This window comes from Marinicella gelatinilytica (genome assembly GCF_026410405.1).
Taxonomy (GTDB): Bacteria; Pseudomonadota; Gammaproteobacteria; order Xanthomonadales; family Marinicellaceae; genus Marinicella; species Marinicella gelatinilytica.
On record NZ_JAPMLN010000001.1, the window covers coordinates 219,369 to 237,137 of the forward strand.

Annotated in this window: 11 protein-coding genes; 3 read left to right on the forward strand and 8 right to left on the reverse strand. The window is 39.6% G+C overall.

Features of this window, described 5'->3' with window-relative positions:
* Positions 1-16 precede the first annotated feature (16 nt).
* The 5 genes from recD to OS173_RS00860 form a co-directional block, all read right to left on the reverse strand.
* Positions 17-1,981, reverse strand: a complete 1,965-nt coding sequence (gene recD / locus OS173_RS00840; protein WP_267182379.1) for an exodeoxyribonuclease V subunit alpha — start codon at positions 1,979-1,981, stop codon at positions 17-19.
* A complete protein-coding gene (locus OS173_RS00845) occupies positions 1,978-5,520 on the reverse strand; it encodes a UvrD-helicase domain-containing protein (protein WP_267182380.1) in 3,543 nt (1,180 codons plus the stop codon). Before OS173_RS00845 ends, recD begins: the two co-directional genes overlap by 4 nt.
* Positions 5,517-9,203: an exodeoxyribonuclease V subunit gamma gene (locus tag OS173_RS00850; RefSeq protein WP_267182381.1), complete on the reverse strand. Its 3,687-nt coding sequence runs from the start codon at positions 9,201-9,203 to the stop codon at positions 5,517-5,519. Before OS173_RS00850 ends, OS173_RS00845 begins: the two co-directional genes overlap by 4 nt.
* 37 nt (positions 9,204-9,240) lie before the next feature.
* Positions 9,241-10,209: a GGDEF domain-containing protein gene (locus OS173_RS00855; protein ID WP_267182382.1), complete on the reverse strand. Its 969-nt coding sequence runs from the start codon at positions 10,207-10,209 to the stop codon at positions 9,241-9,243.
* A 132-nt stretch (positions 10,210-10,341) separates the two neighbouring features.
* Positions 10,342-10,734: a DUF6165 family protein gene (locus OS173_RS00860; RefSeq protein ID WP_456085693.1), complete on the reverse strand. Its 393-nt coding sequence runs from the start codon at positions 10,732-10,734 to the stop codon at positions 10,342-10,344.
* 115 nt (positions 10,735-10,849) lie between these two features.
* On the opposite strand from OS173_RS00860, the gene mltF reads away from it, so the two are divergent.
* Together mltF and OS173_RS00870 are read left to right on the forward strand one after the other, a co-directional pair.
* Complete coding sequence (gene mltF, locus OS173_RS00865) at positions 10,850-12,283, forward strand: membrane-bound lytic murein transglycosylase MltF (RefSeq protein ID WP_267182384.1); 1,434 nt, start codon at positions 10,850-10,852, stop codon at positions 12,281-12,283.
* 162 nt (positions 12,284-12,445) lie between these two features.
* Positions 12,446-13,150 (forward strand): PP2C family protein-serine/threonine phosphatase, encoded by a 705-nt coding sequence (locus OS173_RS00870; RefSeq protein WP_267182385.1) that lies wholly within the window; start codon positions 12,446-12,448, stop codon positions 13,148-13,150.
* On the opposite strand, the gene OS173_RS00875 is transcribed toward OS173_RS00870, so the two are convergent.
* The gene (locus OS173_RS00875) at positions 13,147-14,211 is read right to left on the reverse strand and encodes an anhydro-N-acetylmuramic acid kinase (RefSeq protein ID WP_267182386.1); all 1,065 of its coding nucleotides are present in this window, start codon (positions 14,209-14,211) and stop codon (positions 13,147-13,149) included. The two genes, OS173_RS00870 and OS173_RS00875, sit on opposite strands and share 4 nt — an antisense overlap.
* Positions 14,212-14,225: 14 nt before the next feature.
* On the reverse strand, positions 14,226-15,590 hold the full coding sequence (locus OS173_RS00880; protein ID WP_267182387.1) for a peptidoglycan DD-metalloendopeptidase family protein: 1,365 nt from the start codon (positions 15,588-15,590) through the stop codon (positions 14,226-14,228).
* A 120-nt stretch (positions 15,591-15,710) separates the two neighbouring features.
* Here OS173_RS00880 and tyrS point away from each other — a divergent pair, with 120 nt between their 5' ends.
* Entirely contained in the window at positions 15,711-16,910 is a 1,200-nt protein-coding gene (gene tyrS, locus OS173_RS00885; protein ID WP_407659805.1) for a tyrosine--tRNA ligase, read from the forward strand.
* A 60-nt stretch (positions 16,911-16,970) separates the two neighbouring features.
* Here tyrS and OS173_RS00890 read toward each other — a convergent pair whose 3' ends face one another.
* The gene (locus OS173_RS00890; protein ID WP_267182389.1) at positions 16,971-17,699 is read right to left on the reverse strand and encodes a DUF481 domain-containing protein; all 729 of its coding nucleotides are present in this window, start codon (positions 17,697-17,699) and stop codon (positions 16,971-16,973) included.
* Positions 17,700-17,769 lie beyond the last annotated feature (70 nt).

Below are 17,769 nucleotides of genomic sequence, written 5' to 3' on the forward strand. Positions count from 1 at the left end.
GCATTGTAAATTTCAATCACCAGAATTGCAAACCGCTATGCCGTTCGCTGTAACTTTCAATGGCTTTACTTAATATGGCTTGGGTGCCATAGATAACAACCGATGATTTGGCTCGGGTCATTCCGGTATATACAATCTCACGGGTTAACAAACGATTATTGATATCACCAGGCATTGGCATTAAGACATGTTGATACTCAGAGCCTTGGCTTTTGTGAACAGTGATGGCAAACGCGGTGGCTAATTCAGATAAAAGTGGCAACAGAAATGAACGATAACCTGTGGTTCCTGGAAACACCGCTCGCCAACCGTCATCAGCGTCTAACAACACCCCAACATCACCATTAAATAACTGTTTATCATAATCATTATGACGCATCATAACTACTTGACCATGGAAATGGTTTTGCGTCAGATCAATGTGCCACTGCTGTTTAATTTGTTGACAAATATATTGGTTAATAATCTGCTGTCCGGCAACCCCTTGGTTAAGCAGAGTAAGAATTTGCTGATTATAAATGTGCTGAAAAATGCTGTCTAAGTGGCTTCGGTGCTGATTAATGTCTTGGTCTTTAAAATGCTGGCATTGTGCTAAAACCTGTTTGTATTGTTTTAGATTAATGTGGTGGTTAAACCATCGCCAAATGACGTCCAGTCCACTGTTTTTTGTATCCTGTTGAGATGATAACCAGATGACGCCTTGTGCTCGTTGTAACACGGTATCGCCATCATGTTCAAAAGTGATCAGGTCCGGATGACTGAAAAAACCGGCTGCATCGCCTACGCGAACACATTCACTGAGGTTTTGAATGGCTTCAATACTGCGGTGAGATTGTTTTAATACTGTGCAACTATCAACCAATAATCCTTGATGTTCATCTTCTGTCGAACTTATCACATCTTTTTTTGAATTGACATAAGGCGCCATCAGTTCAGATATAAGTTTCGCAAACTGCGGACTTAATGACAGTGAACGGTTTGCCGGTGGCATTAAATCTGCCAACACCGCACCGGATTCCACTGAAGGTAGTTGGAATTGGTCACCCACCAGAATTAAGCGACAGTCCCTGTCCACTGCAGCTAATAATTCGGTCATAAGTTGTAAGTCAACCATTGACACTTCATCGATGACAATTACTTTAAAAGGTAATTTGTGGTTTTCATGATACCGATTACTTTGATTGAAACGGGTGGTTTTTCCAATCAAACGATGGATGGTTTGCGCTTCTAACTGTTCTAAATCAACTGCCTTGGATTGGCGATTAGTCAGCGCTTGGTTTATCCCCAACTGTAATGATTCAGTCATTCGATAAGCCGCTCGTCCGGTGGGTGCAGCTAGTGCCATATCCTGAACAGACACACCTAAAAGATTTAAACAACGTAATAATGAAGTCACAATGGTGGTTTTACCGGTACCCGGACCACCGGAGACCAGACTAAATGATTTAATTAAGCCAGTGATAACAGCTTGAATTTGCTCTTTATTCAATGGATAGCTTAAAGTTTGTAACACTGATTTGAGGACGGCCTGAATGGCTGATTGGTTATAGTGGCTGCCTTGATAATTATTAATCAAAGCGTCAATTTGACGATATAGGGTTTGCTCAGCATAAAAATACTTTTCAAAATATAAATAATCTTGGTGATGAATAATGACCGGATTGTCAGCTAAGGTCAATTGAGAAAGCACCATCTCTAAGTCTGAAAAATCGGGCAAATTAAACAAGTTCTGATGTTGTCTAAAACGGTGTGATGACAGGTCAAGACAGGAAGATCCGCGATTAATTTCATCCACCAATAGCAGCATATAAAGCCAGAAGTCCTCAGATAAATCGAATTTTCGCCAGTGTTGATAACAGTCACTGATTAACTGCAAATGAGCCAAATCCAAATTAAGTGTGGTGACAAGTTTGGCATAATCCAGGTCAAGATTCGGAAGTCGCTTTTCTAAAAAAGAAGGATTGATTTCAAATAGATTCATGACTTTAAACCTGTTGTCAGTTCAACAATCTGCTGTTTTGTGTTGTTATTTTGCTGATTTAAATCACTGAATTCATGATAAAAAATACCATCTTGCTCATTTGATTCGCAGTTAATACCTCGAGAGAACATATAAAGTGCGCCTTTTAAACGGGCATTTGGCAGCGCTAAATGATGAAACCACTGATCAACAGCCGCGGCGTAAATATGGTATTGCAGATCATAATGATGTTGTTGCATCACTGTTTCTTTCAGTATCTCCGGAGAATAACCAGCAGCATTAATATTACTTTTCCAATCTAAAATAAAATAATCATCGCCACCTTGTTGGTTCTTAATACGAAACAGTAAATCAATATAACCGGTTAATTGTTGTTCCTGATGACGCCAATGAAAAGACATTTCATGGCGTCTGTTAGCGGCTGAAATCATTCCGAGACTTTTGTCATCTAACATTTTTAAGGGTTTCCTCAGCGTGTGCCAAACCCAGGCAGCCATTTGTTGGCGGTAGTCAAGAGCTGAGGTACGCTCATTATTGGGCTGACTTATTAGTTGGTTTTTTAATTTGAACAATTGCATTTGCGCATCCACCACGCCCATTATTAAGATATCAGCCCACAAAGAAGATAAATCATGGTGTGAAATGACTTGTTTAAAATTAACATGTTCAAAAATGCCATGCAGCACATGACCGGTGGTTACCCCGCCGGGGATTAATGGTTCTTCCGTTACCACTTGCGTTTCTTTAATCGGCTCGTCTGAAGTTTTATTAGATTCTCCATAGCGGTGTTCATCAGCGGTGATTACAGAATTCACCATTTTTTGACTTAATGATGAAAACGAATGAATAAAATAACTGCGCGCAGATAAACGCGCCGGTGACTGAGAAAATTTCACATACAGTGGTTCAGCTTCTTTAATAAGCTTAATCATCGGACCCGGTTTTGATGCCATCTCTGTGTTAGCGGGACGGCTTTCATCAGCCACCGGTAAAAAACCACAACAGGCATCTATATTGGCAATGATTAATTGCTTGTAATCTTCAGAAATACCTTTGGATTTAATATTTATATAAGGAATGAATAATTTAAAAATACTCCGTGTCATCGCCACGTAATACAGTTGTTTGAATTCATTATGAAACGCCATCTCCTGTAACGATGATGACTGTTTACTGACGTCATAAATAGTTGCTTGGTGATCTGAGTCGTAAAATTTGTGGTATGGTTTATTTTTACTGGGGGGTGTTAAGCCGTCAAATATAAAAACCACCGGAAACTCTAAGCCCTTAGCCGCATGCATGGTCATGACTTTAACTGCTTGCTGGTCAGTGTCTTGGTTTTGGCTGTCTTTGTCCTGTTCTTCAGCCGTCAGTCTTAATTTCTTATAAAAGCGCAACAATTCGGCACGATTGGCATTATGTTGTAAGGCGTAATCACATAAGGTGTTGGCAATTTTTTTGAGATTCGCCAATAGTCGGTTATCGTTGTCTTTTTCTGCGCGTAATCGTGTGCCGCTGCCATCGATTAGCCAATCAAATACAGTGACCCATTCGCCCAACTTCGCCCATTGTAATAATTGCAACCAATGGTGATTGATTGATTGTATTTGTGCTTGTGATAATTGCTCAGGTGTCGTGTAAGCGTAATTAAAAAACAGGGTGCTCAAGGCATTATGAACCCGGCCGTTGTTTTGAGGTTGGTGTAAAGCACTGAGAATCACTTCAAATTGTACAGCTTCTGGTTGCCGATATAGCCCTTTACTACGCTGGATACTGACCGGTATGTGCATCGATTGACAGGCCTTTTTGATTATTACACTGTCTTGATTCGAGCGAACTAAAATACAAATATCATCATAATTCAGTATCTTATCTTGTTTTTTTAATAAAAACTGTAAACGGCCAATTAGGTGTTTTTTAATGATTTCTGCAATCTGACGGGCCAATTCTACCCGTCTGGAGTCGGCATCATTCTCACCATCCAGTGGTATGTAGTTAAATACTGATAAGCCGGAATTGTCTTGTATAAGCTGAGGTAATTCAGGTTTGTTTTGACGATCTGCCGCTTCTACTTTGATGCTGTTTTCATGGTACCAATAAGAAGGACTATCAGGGTTTTGCTGTTGACTAAAAAAATGATTAAAGGCATTAACAAGAGGAGCCATAGTGCGATAATTGGTATTTAGTCGATAGCATTTGGCACCGAATTCCTGCATCTGCTGACGTGCCTGGAAATACGTGCTGACGTCAGCGCCGCGAAAACCATAAATGGATTGTTTGGGGTCACCGATTACCCATAATCGATGTTGATTGGAGTCTTTGGTCAAAAACAGCCATTTAAAGATATGCCACTGATAAGGATCTGTGTCCTGAAATTCATCAATCATGGCGACCGTGAACTTGCCACGAATGGCTTGTGTTAATGACGTTTGTCCCGTCTCTTGCTCACGTTTTAAAGAATCAAATAATTGCCGGATAATGCGATCGTACGTGACTTGTCCATGGGTTGCTAAATGTTGCGAAACATCGTCATCTAAAAAATCTAAACAATGTTTAATAATGGCCGCTTGTTTAAATTGTTGAATGGCTTGTATGTGCTTTAATAGATGAAAGGCTTGTTCCAATTGCGTACAAATTAGTGGGTGTTTACGTTTGTTGGTTTGCCAGTTATCATCTATATAAGCATTGGGCGCACTCAAAAAGAAATGTTCAAATGGGGTTTTCTTCTGCAAAAACTGTGTTGTGATGTTCTTTAAATAATCATATTTTTCGTTATTGGATAAATGATTGTCGGCCAAATTTTGCAGTAATGGCTGAACGCGTATGGACCAGTTTTTCTTCATATAAGCATTGGGTTTTCCGTCCTTGTTGGTCAACAATTGCATATACGCTTGTTCAAGTTCCTCAAGCTCAGCCATTAATTTAAAATTATCCAGACAAGGCAATGGCTCTGGTTCGGTCGGATAAATCAGATCAAAATCAGGATTAATTTGGCCGGCTAATTGTAAGACTGTCGATTTAAGGCGGCTTAAACTATGGCGCTCATCTGCGCCTAAATAGTCTTGAAAAGCCGATTGAATCGTATCGTTAGACAGCCAAGTCCGTAAAAACGCATGAAAGCGGGATTCAATAACACTGTTACCATCTATTAACTCCTTATCGAAGACTTCTCCAGATTCAAAAGCAAACTCGCTGGCCATGCGTTGACAAAAACCATGAATAGTATAAATAGGAGTAGATTCAATGCTTTGTACCGCTTTATTAAAGCGATTTTTAATGATATCTGGTAACCCTTTTGTTGCCAGCCTTTTTTTAAGTTCGTCCCGAATACGGGTTTTTAATTCATTTGCAGCGTTTTCGGTAAATGTGGTGAGTAAAATTTTGTCCAGTGGCAAACCCGTTTTTTCATCGCTCATCAATCGCAACACCAGTTCCACCATGGTGTAGGTTTTCCCGGTACCGGCAGAGGCTTCTATCACCGCATGGTAATTTAAATCAACATCGGCTGCGGACTTAATCATTTGAAAAGAGTCATTCATGATAAAGATCTGGTATCGATTTGATCCAATACTGCAAAAAACAGCATAAATCGCATCCGATAGTCATGCAGGATATTGTTTGAGGGTGGATAATGTAAGATGGATTTGATTTCATCGTATTGGATTGTATTTGTGCCACCAAATGATTTAGGTATTTCACCGGCAGACATGACGGCTTGCTGGTAATTTTGTTGTAATTGTTCGCTTACGTGTGATGGCAGCTCTTGAAAAGCAAAATAAATTTTATCGCTAAAGTTGTACAATCTATGCGCTAATTCTGATTCGTCTTTTGATATTTTTACGCTTAAATCAGAGCGCAATTTTAAAGGCACATAATCATTATTAGCGGCGACACACAGTTGGCTCAAATAGCCTAAGTAATCTTTAATGATTTTGTTATCCACTAAATGGCGGTGTAAATCATAAGTCATCACCTTGTCTTGAAATATTAACCAAACACAATAATCCTCGGCCACATCAAGGTCATCATGAAGTGACATAATGCACCACTCTAAAAATGCCTTAATCATTAATTCAAGACTTTTGTTTTTGTTGTATTTCCCAGCACGGGTAATAACTTTACCGGTGATTTGATGGTTATGATTGTTGAGCAAGTGGCTGATGGTAGAACTCAATTCAAAAGATGTGTTCTCTGTTGAATTGAGCTGATAAGCGGGTATTTTTTTTAATACCGCTTGTTGACTATAAGTTTGACCAATCATTAAATGGCCACGCCAAGGTATCAATGTCTTATCTTGTATATTCGAACGAAGCGATTTGTATTCTACATTGTCTGCCATGTCTTTTAAGGGTTCAACAGCCGCAAATAACTTGATAGGCACCCTGCTTTGACGTAAAAACCCATTATATTCATCATCCAAAAATCCACTTAGGTTATCGGCTTGAGACGATTCAGACTTAATATCAACAGGCAGAAATTGTAAGTCGGATTCCACCGCTTGATTAAAAAGCTTATGTTTATCCAAAGGATTTATGGTGATGGGTTCATCGCTTAATAATTCAGTGTCTTCTATGCGCTGTAAAATACCACCTTGTTGCCTGAAAATGTGCTCCGTCGGGTTTATTAAGTAATCACTTAAATCTTGGATATTGACTGGTATGCGTTGATTTGAGATCGGCTTGATTGGTTCAGAATCGTTGCTCTGCCCTACTTTAAAAAGATCGTTAAATTGATTAAGTTCGGATTTTTGGTGGTCTGTCAAATGTGATAACTCAGCCTCACTCAAAAATTCATTCGGATTATGCTGACGGCGATACAGCAAATAATCTAAAAATTGGTGGTTTTGGTTAAATGAATGATTGTTATGTGCTTGTTGTTTAAAGTTATCGGCACTTGCCAATGACAGCGGAACAGGATTTAGCGCATTGGGTGTATATCTTGTGACCCAAGCCATAATATCATCGACAACAACGCTGGGTGCCAGTTGATCGCCGGATTGTTCATCACGGCCAACAAAAGATAAAAACAGTTTGTCTTGAGTGCTCATTAAAGTTTCTAAAAACAGGTATTTATTATTATCCACTTGATCAATGTCACCGATTCGGCGTGAATAAGCGGCTAAATCTAAGGTATTTTGGCGAATTTGCCCAGGAAATCGAGATTCGTTTAATCCCAATATGTAGCTGACTTTAAATGGGACGGGACGCATTGGTTGTAATGCGGCACAAACAACGCCGCCGGATAAGTAACGACCACGTCCGGCACTGATTTTGCTGACTCTGGATAACATAATTTGTTTAATGTCATCATAACTTAAGATCAATTGTGATTGATTGTCCACCAGTTCTTGCAAAAATTGAGCCACCGATAACGCCACCGTCTCTTCTTGAGGGTGGTCTTCGGGGACGGCAATAAACGTATCAAATATACTTTGCAGGATTTTTTGCCATTGTGATGCGCTGTGCGATTGATTGAGTTGAGATTTGTATTCATTGAGTTGTGTGAGGGCAACTGACAGACGCCCCGTTTGTTCAGAGCTTAATGGATTATTAGCCACTGTTGATTGTGCCAATGAGCGGTGTAATCGTTGCAAACCCTGACGCCAGGTATATAACTGATTAATGTCTTCATTCGGGCCATCATATAATTGTTCAAAACCACGAAAAACACCTAAATCAACCGCAGTTTGTAACCAGGCATCCACTTCATTCTGATGGCTGTTTAAAGCGGTCATTACACAGGGGTTGTTTAACAAAACAAATACTTCATCACGGATAAAATTAGTTTCTAATATGTTCAGTAGTTGCGTTACCGCACGGGCATATAGACTTTCTTCTCCGGCACTGGAGTCACTGATGCTGTAACGCAAAGGACTCACCACATGTTGATTAAGTCGATTAAAAACACGTTCAATGACATAGCGGTATGTTTTCATGTCGGTGACCAAAATCACAATATCAGTTAGCTTAAGGTCCGGGTCTCGTTTTAGTTCATACAAGATGCTGTTATAGACTTGGTTGACTTCTACTTCAATCGACGGTGCTGAAGCCACCAGTATGGAGTTTGTGAGTGTGCTTTGTCGATCATCGCTACCTGGCACGCGATTCAGAATTGCTTGTTGTAAGGCATTCAATGTGGAACATGGTGTTCGTATTGGCACATCAAGTATTTCGTCCAGCAGTACATCTTGATAACTGATTCCGGCATGAATGGCATCATTTTCTAAATCGCTTAATAAGCGTAAGGTTTCACGGCCGGGTTTACCCCAGGCTTTTAATAAAGGGTTTTCAAATTCATCTAAACCCTGCTCTAAGTTAAAAAAGCACTCTCCGGTTAGTTGTTGTGAATTTAGGTCATTACTTGTGCTAATTAATCGACCATCTTTATCAGTGGCTGTTAAACTGAGTTTTCGGATTTTGTTACGCCAATTTAATTCTTCATTGGTTTCCATATCCAGCCAAAATTCTCGGCAAACGTTAAAGTGGTATATATGTAAAGGGTAATAGCGGGCCAATATCAAAATGGTTTGTCGGTGTAATGGACTTAGCCGTGATGGTACAAAAAGAAACACTGGTTGTTTATCGTTTGGTTGCATGACATCAATGCGTCGAAGCAAACCACTCAAGGTGACCTTATGGTCTGTTTTGCTTAATAATGTTCTGTATAAAATAGCTTGTGCTTTCTCAATTTCATTAAGACGATTGTTGTGACTGTTTTCAAAGTAACTTTTATGTGAAAGCCACGCTTGAATCATTTCCGGTCGTGATAGTTCGTAATCAATAAATAGCAAAGCCAGTTGTTGTGATAGCTGCCACCTTTTTTGCGCCAATAGCTGCGGGTTTTGATTGGTTTCTAAATAATTAAATAAGGGGGATAAGTCAGTATTTTTTTGATTAGTCTCATCACATAAAAAAGCCAAGATGGCCAACTCCATGTCAGCAATGGTTAATAATTGTGTCTCATTAGCGGGTAGTAAAGATACCAAGGCTTCGAATAGTCCGCTTTCCAGAAATGGAAACGCCATGTTGGCAGAAATACCATTAATTTCTGTTAAACGCTTGGTTAAATACTTTTGAATGTGACCGTTTGGAACAATGACATTGAGCGGTTTGAGCGGATCTTGATGTGATTGGTAATAATTTAAAATATTTTTATTCAGAGCATTAACCAGATTTTCAATGTGGGCACTGTAGTAAATCTGAATTGAGTTTGCTTTAATCATTTAATCGATGTGTGAATGTTTGGCAATAATCGTGTAACTAACCTAAGTCAGTGAGAAAAATGACTTGATTGCGACCATTTTTCTTGGCGTCATATAAGGCTGCATCTAAGCGATTTAACCAATCACTTATTGGCTCGTTAGGTTGACGACTTGCCACTGCCATAGACAAAGTTAATTGATGTTTTTTTGCCAGTGGATTATCAGCAAACTGCTGATGAATGGATTGTGATAATTGGCAGACATCATGCCAATTTAGTTGATCTACAAGCACCACAAATTCATCACCACCCATGCGATATAAGCGATGTTTACAGTCTAACAGGTCATTAATTAAGTTGGTTGCGGCAGTTAAAACAGCATCACCTTCAACATGACCCAGACAATCATTCACATTTTTAAAATTGTCAAGATCAATAAAGATAGCGGTTAGATTTTTATGGGTGGCTTTACGGCGCCTTAAATCCTCATAAAAGGCACGGCGGTTATGAACCTTGGTCATAATATCCTGACGTGCCATCTTTCGCAGGTTTTCATTCTGTTGTGTCATTTTCATCGCAAACAACAAACAGAACATACTGGTCACAATTAACGTTGATGAGATGTTAATGATCTCAATCAAACTGGCATCCATGATTTGCAAAGCTAACAGAACTAAACCGGCAGTCCATAAAATAATGGCGTGTTTCGGCGGCAGTAAATAAAAGACTAAAGCCACAGCCGGATAAGCCCAAAATATTTGACCAATACCTTTCAGCGCCACTGTTAGTTCAACACCAATAACGGCTAAAACGGCAACATAATAGCTAGATAACCGTATATTCCTACCGCGCCAAGCATAAATAAATATAACAATGGAGGCGAGCACCAATGACCAATCTAAAATCATCATGGCGTATTCCTCTCGCCACATTCGGTATGCGCCTATTGAGCCGACGAAAACAATATAGATTCCTATCAAACCTAAAACAATGATGTCTTGTTCAGTTCGTTTCGTTTGTCCATTCACGATAGATTCCCCTTTTTTTATTTTATATGCTCATTTTTTATTATACCAATACCCAAGTGGACACCAAGAATAATTGCTGTTAATTTTCATTTAATGCGTCCTATTAGTGCGCAACCATGGCTGCTTTCCCATTTAACGATAATCTTCATAAGATTTTTCTTCGATAAGTTCTGAGCCGGTGATAAGGTTAATTTGTTTTTTTATCGCTGCTCTGTCGTCATTTTGAAAATAAACACTGCGTGCCAACTGAATAAAAGCATCATCAAATTCAGATTTTTTTTCTTTAATTCGAATATCATCTTCAATCGTCCAGAGCGTTAAATTAACTTTTTTTAAGGCCTCTTTCTGAGTTTTTACTTCATCGGTTAAGATGTTTTCTTGTTCACATATGGATGTCAATAACGACAGTTCGTGTCGAACGTTTTTTAACTTTTCTGGATCTTTTATTTTTTCTTTTTTGATTTCTAAAATGGTCACTTTATCCAACAGTTCACCGACTGATATGGGGGTGCTAATTAAGCTCATTACAATCTCCTTACTTTGAAAGAAAGCCATTATAAACAATCCGGCATCGTAAAATGACATGAACCGGACTTTTAAAGTGATTCACGTTGAATTAAAAGGGCTCTTTTAAACGGGTGTGAATATTGACTTTTATTTGTTATCGTGGTTTTATGATAAATCATTGATACAAACTTTAGCCATAAACATAATACCCCGAAAAAAATATCTCAGGCTTATTTGGATTCCCATTATATGGTGGTTTGTTACCAGCCCGTGGGTTCAGCTAGGTCAATGGGACTACATTAAAGAGCGTGGAGTACTTCGATATGGTACCCAGGTGTCTTTACTGTCTTATTTTAAAGACACGCAATCAGTTTCAGGCTATGAATATCAAATATTAGCTGCTTTTTGTAAGGCGCATAATCTTACGTTAGAGGTTGTTATTTATGATAACAATGCGAATTTGTTGAAAGACCTATCGATTGGCCAGATTGATGTGGCTGGTGGGCATTTAACAGTCACTGAACAACGTTTAAAACACTATAAGTTCACTCAGCCCATCAGTAATACGTCCGTGTCTTTGGTTACTCACTATGATTATCGTGATATTGAAGACTTATCAGAATTGACGGAAGCCAAAGGCTATATTTTAGCCGGCAGTAGTTACTTAAATTACTTGTCATATTTTAATCTTGAACAACAGAAAAGGATCACGGTTAGTGACACCTATTCGTTGTTTGAATTAATCCGGGAAATTAATTCAAAAAACATTGATTTCACCATTGGCGACAGTGAAATCATCACGATTTATCAAAAGTTTATACCGGGTCTGTACACCCCTGTTCAAATCTCAAACAATCAAAAAGTGGCATTTATGACTCACATCAGTCGTGCCAATAAATTGTTACAAAAGCTTAATCAATTTATTGTAAAAAGTGAACAAAATGGCCTACTTGAAACCTTTAAAAAGCAATTATTAAATTATATTCCTGAAATTGATACGGCCAATACTGTGACCTTTTTCAATAAGCTCCAGTCGGTATGGCCGGAGGTGAAACATTGGATTTACGAAGTGGCTGAAGAAATGGATTTTGATCCCATGTTATTGGCGGCCATTAGTTACCAGGAATCCCACTGGGATGTGGATGCCACATCCATTACCGGTGTTAAAGGATTGATGATGTTAACCCGATTTACTGCCAGAGAAATGAAGGTCACTGACCGCACTGACCCGGTACAAAGTTTGCGTGGCGGCATTAAGTATTTTAGGAAAATGAAAAACAAATTACCGAAACGTATTCGTGATACGGATCGCACCAAGCTGGCTTTAGCTGCTTATAATATGGGTTATGGTCATTTAGAAGATGCGCGAATACTTACGCAAAGACATGGTAAAAACCCTGACTTGTGGTCAGATGTAAAAAATTACTTGCCCAAGCTGAACCAACCGGAAGTTGGGCATACTTTAAAACATGGTACTGCAAATGGTAAAACGGCCAGAACCTACGTTGAAAATATTATGATTTTTCGTAAATTAATGGCCTGGCAACAGCAAAAAGAGCAAAATTAAATGACAGAAAATGTCGCCATTTATCGTTATAGAATTAAAAGACATTGTTTTTTTGTGAGCAATAACTCAAATTTGCGTATAATTGCCCGCTTCAATTAACTTGTTATTGTGGTTGTTTTTACAACACTGTATCCTTTAAAAAAAACCGTTACCCGGAAAACTATGAATTATCAGTTGGCACATAACAGCCACGAAGGCATAAAACGCAGCCACAATGAAGACACCTATGGTATAGATAATGAGCATCATGTGTTCTTGGTGGCTGATGGTATGGGCGGTCATGACCATGGTGAAATAGCCAGCGCTTTGGCGCGAGATTATATTATTGCCGGTATTGTGAAGGGCAAAAGCTTTTCTGAGAGCATTCAAGAAGCCAATGACGCCATTATTGCCTGCTCCTTAGAAAAAGAAAGTCAGTTACCCATGGGAACCACGGTGGCCTTGCTTCAATTTGATAATCAGCATTGTCATTGTGCTTGGATAGGCGATTCGCGTATTTATCGCTTACGTTCGGGTAAGCTCACTGCCATCAGCTCTGATCACTCCTATGTACAAGAGTTGGTTGATCAGCAACTCATTACCAGTGAACAAGCGCGGAGTCATCCGCACAGAAATGTAGTAACCCAAGCTTTGGGCGTAACGGATAACAGCGAAATGAAGATTGCTGAAATTACCGATAGTTTACAATCCGGTGACAAATTTTTGGTGTGTAGTGACGGCCTGACTGAAGAGGTAGAAGATCATGATATTGAACACATTTTGTGTCAAAATTTATCACCCAAAGAACTGTGTGATCAATTGATTATTAAAGCGTTGGAAAATGGTGGCTCAGATAATATCACAGCCATTGTTGTGAGTTTAGATTAACCTACGCCATAGCGAATCCCATAAATATGAGGTTTTTGACAGCCGGTAACTGTTTTTAAGTTTGTTTTTTGTCCACGGCAATGACGAGCAGCCAGCCACGCCATTAACATGGCTTCTATGTCATCGGGGGATATCGATAAGGCTTCACTGGTCATGACCGTGCAATCGAGTTTTTCTTGTAAGGTGACCATTAACAGTACATTATGACTGCCGCCACCCACCACAATCAATTGATCCAAGGATATTTGACTGTCTGTTATGGCTTGTTTAACTGATTCCGCCACCAAAATGAGCAACGTTCGTTGAACATCCTCGGGTAACACCTTCATGGCTCTAATATAAGCATTTAACCAACGCTGATTAAAATATTCACGACCGGTGCTTTTCGGCGGTTGTTTGAGAAAATACGGGTCTTGAAGAAAGGCATGGAGTAAGTTCGTATTTACTTGTCCGGTTTTAGCCCATTGTCCTTCATAATCATAGGCATGACCGGTGTGTAATTGGCACCACTCATCTAGTAAACAATTTGCAGGACCCACATCAAAACCAATTAATTGCTCACCAATAAGTGTTAGATTGGCAATACCGCCTAAATTAAGCACGCCAATATTTTGATTTGATTGCTTAAATAATGCCTGATGTAAAGCCGGTGCTAGTGGCGCACCCTGTCCGCCATAAACCATATCGGTTCGTCGAAAATCGCTGATTACCGGGATATTTGTTTGTGATGCCACTAAAGCCGGATGACCCAATTGTATGCTGTTGTTGACCGAGCCATCAGGCAAATGAGCCACTGTCTGACCGTGTAAACCAATTGCTTGGATAATTGTTCGATCGAGTTGATGTTTCTCTACGAAATGGTTAATGGCGTCGCTGTAAGCCTGTCCTAAATCAGCATCTAAACGTGCCATGTCACAGGCGCTTAAAGCCTCGCCTTGAATAACAGCCAATACCCTCGACTGAAGGTCTTTTTTAAAAGGAATGTAATCACTGCTAAGCAAAGTCAATGGCTTATCTTCAATCAAAGCCAAATCAATGCCATCGGCTGAGGTGCCGGACATAACCCCGATGGTTTTCACTCTATATGCGCAATTAAACCGTTATTAATGTTATGTAATTGACCCAAAATCGGTCTGGCATAATCTTGAAAATCAGCCATTTTATTTTTAGCCAATGGTTCTGCTTTGGGTAAATCAACCGTTCTTGGATTGCGGTGAACACCGTTGTAGATAAATTCATAATGTAAATGCGGTCCGGTGGCTAAACCGGTTGCACCAACATAACCGATGGTTTGTTTTTGCTTCACGCGCTGTCCTTGCTTGACGGCTCGCTTAGTGAAATGGAGGTATTTTGTCACAATACCGTTGGGATGCTGAATAAATACATGATGACCGTTGTATTTATTGTAAGCCGAGCGAATGACTTTGCCGGCACCTGCGGCATAAACAGGCGTACCTGTGGGCGCACTGTAATCAATGCCCCGGTGAGCTTTAACACGTTTTGTGACCGGATGAAGTCTTTTGGGGTTGAAGTTTGAACTGATATATGAAAAATTAAGTGGTGCACGTAAAAATGCTTTCTTCATACTACGACCATTGGGTGCGTAATATTGAGGATCATTTTCGCCATCATCATATAACACGGCTTCAAAGTGACGATCTTGGTTAGTGAAACTGGCCGCCAATATACGGCCATCCGTTAAAAACTCACCTTCTTTATATACTTTTTCATAAATCAAACTAAACTGATCGCCGGCTCTAATTTCCAAGACAAAGTCAATGTCCCAACTAAAAATATTGGCTAAATCCATAATCATTTTGTCACTTAAACCGGCTTTTTTTCCGGCAGAAAAAACCGAGTGATTGATAACGCCTTGAGTACTAACCAAGCGAACTTGCTGATCTTGGGTGATTATTTCGGTGGAAATCTGACCCATGTCATAATGAATGAATAAGGTTTTAAACTCAGACACTTGATAGGCCAAGCGTGTCAATTCACCGCTGTGATTAAGCTTAAAATCAATCGTATTGCCCGGCATGACTTTCGTTAATAAGCGACTATCTTCATTAAAATGCGCTATTTCTAGCAATAAAGACTGAGATAAACCCACTTCTGTAAAAATACCAGATAAGGTTTCGCCTTTTTTGACTTCACGACTAATGTGTTTGAACTGCTCACTACCAATTAAACCATTCTCAGAAAAGCTCATCAAAGGCGTGACAGGAATCGGTAAATCGTTATAGACCGGTCGGCTGTCTACGTGAGCGTCGGCACCCACGGATAATATATCAGCAATGGCAAGTAATACGAACACCACCATCATCGCCATAAAAAGAGACTTTTTACGGGTGAGTTTTGATAACAGTGATAGATTGTTCAAACGCGACTTGATAGTAGGCGTGTTTGATTTGTTAGGAATGGCCTGGGCTTTAATAACCAATTCTCCGATGTGTTGACGTTCAATCGGGATTATATGTTATTTTTTGGCTCATTACCTTAATTAAGGTTCTCATTTTCGCTGTGTTTTTGTAGAATTAACCCCTTTTTAACGAACTTATTAATCATGTCCATTCAAGACACCTTAGATTTAATTTGTCGCGGTACAGAAGAAGTCATTAAACTTGATGAACTAAAAAAGAAGCTATCATCCGGGAAGCGACTTAAAGTTAAAGCAGGATTTGACCCAACAGCACCTGATTTGCACATTGGACACACGGTTTTAATTAATAAAATGCGCCAGTTTCAGGATTTGGGGCATGAGGTCATTTTTCTAATCGGTGATTTTACAGGTATGATTGGTGACCCCAGTGGTAAAAGTGCCACCCGTAAACCCCTCACCCGGGAACAGGTATTGGACAATGCCAAAACCTATCAGCAGCAAATTTATAAGATTCTTGATCAGGACAAAACCACCATTGCCTTTAATTCACAGTGGTTTAAAGACATGAGTGCTGCCGATATGATTGAGTTATCTGCACAATATAATGTCGCCAGAATGCTGGAAAGAGATGATTTCAATAAGCGTTATAAATCAGGCCAGTCCATCGCCATTCATGAATTTATGTATCCATTGGTGCAAGGTTATGACTCTGTGGCGCTCGAAGCAGATGTGGAATTAGGTGGCACTGACCAAAAATTTAACTTATTGGTGGGCAGACACTTACAGGCACAAATCGGTCAGGACCCTCAAGTGGTGATTACTGTGCCTTTATTAGAAGGTTTAGATGGAGTGCAAAAAATGTCTAAATCATTGGGTAACTATATTGGCATTGATGAAAAGCCTGAGGTGATGTTCGGTAAAATTATGTCGATTTCAGACGAACTCATGTGGCGTTATTTTGATTTGCTGAGTTTTAAAAGTAATCAAGCGCTGGATCAACTCAAAACAGAAGTTGCAGCCGGTAAAAATCCGCGTGATGCAAAATTTGAGCTGGCATTAGAAATTATTGCACGTTTTCATAATGATGAAGCGGCAAAAAATGCGTTAGCCAGTTTTAAAGCTCAATTTCAGAAGGGTGCTATTCCTGATGACATCCCTACCCTGAACTTAACCACCGAGTCCGGGGAAATGGGTATCGCACATATTCTTAAAAATGCGGATCTATGTCCAAGCACATCAGAGGCCATTCGCATGGTTAAACAAGGCGCTGTCAAATTAAATGGTGAAAAAATTGAAGATCCTAAACAGATGTTTAGTGCCGGAACCCAAGGTGTATTTCAGGTTGGTAAACGTAAATTTGCGGAAATAACACTCAATTAATCATGTAAAAACCCGGCCAGTGGCCGGGTTTTTCTGTGTAAATTTTCAAGTAATTGCGCTTTAAAAGTCGTAAACCAAATTAGCGGATACCAAAGAATCATAGGATTTTTTACCGGGTGCAACATCCGTGTTATATCGGTATTGATGGGCCAACTTAACCGAAAACTGGCCATTCACTTTGAATTTCAAGCCCAAATCATTTTGCATAAACGTGTTGTCCTCACCGGATTCAATCAGTAACACTTCGCTCAATTTCATGGTTTCGGTTAATGCCCGCATATAATTCAATTTTCCGACAACAACAGCACCGGTGTTTTCAGTTCGATCGACATCTAGAGCTTCAATTTTATAACCAACACCAATTTCAGTTGAGAATTTATAATTTTCCGAATCAATAAATTGATGCCCCCAACCAAAGGATGTGGTAATGGTGTAATCAAAGCCTGAAAACTTATCTTTATCATAGCGGGTGTTGTTATAAATATAATCATTGTCATCAAATTTATAACCATTTCGAGAGCTTAAAGTATAGCGTTCAGCTGTTTCTTCGCCATCACTGGAAGCCCGCACCACATCAAGATTAAAGCTGTTAACCCATTTTTGCGACTCCCGTTCTAGCATTAACCCTGCCGTTAGGCTCTCATTGTCAGAATTACCAGAGGCCATCGAAAACCCGAGTTGCCCGGCACCGGACCATTGGCCATTGGCTGTGTCTTCATCGGCTGCTGTGGCCGGCATAAAGAAAAGTGTGCCTGATAACATTAAAAGTGAATTGAGTTGGTTACGCATAACTGTTCCTGTAAGAAAAAGGTTTAATTTAATGGTTTTATTCATAATTTCAATAATCAATGACTTAATA

What these genes read in the sequence shown, in the direction of transcription:
- OS173_RS00890 (WP_267182389.1), bottom strand. Translation starts at nt 17,699, where the DNA reads ATGCGTAACCAACTCAATTCACTTTTAATGTTATCAGGCACACTTTTC.
- OS173_RS00860 (WP_456085693.1), bottom strand. Translation starts at nt 10,734, where the DNA reads ATGAGCTTAATTAGCACCCCCATATCAGTCGGTGAACTGTTGGATAAA.
- OS173_RS00845 (WP_267182380.1), bottom strand. Translation starts at nt 5,520, where the DNA reads ATGAATGACTCTTTTCAAATGATTAAGTCCGCAGCCGATGTTGATTTA.
- OS173_RS00875 (WP_267182386.1), bottom strand. Translation starts at nt 14,211, where the DNA reads ATGTCCGGCACCTCAGCCGATGGCATTGATTTGGCTTTGATTGAAGAT.
- OS173_RS00870 (WP_267182385.1), top strand. Translation starts at nt 12,446, where the DNA reads ATGAATTATCAGTTGGCACATAACAGCCACGAAGGCATAAAACGCAGC.
- OS173_RS00850 (WP_267182381.1), bottom strand. Translation starts at nt 9,203, where the DNA reads ATGATTAAAGCAAACTCAATTCAGATTTACTACAGTGCCCACATTGAA.
- recD (WP_267182379.1), bottom strand. Translation starts at nt 1,981, where the DNA reads ATGAATCTATTTGAAATCAATCCTTCTTTTTTAGAAAAGCGACTTCCG.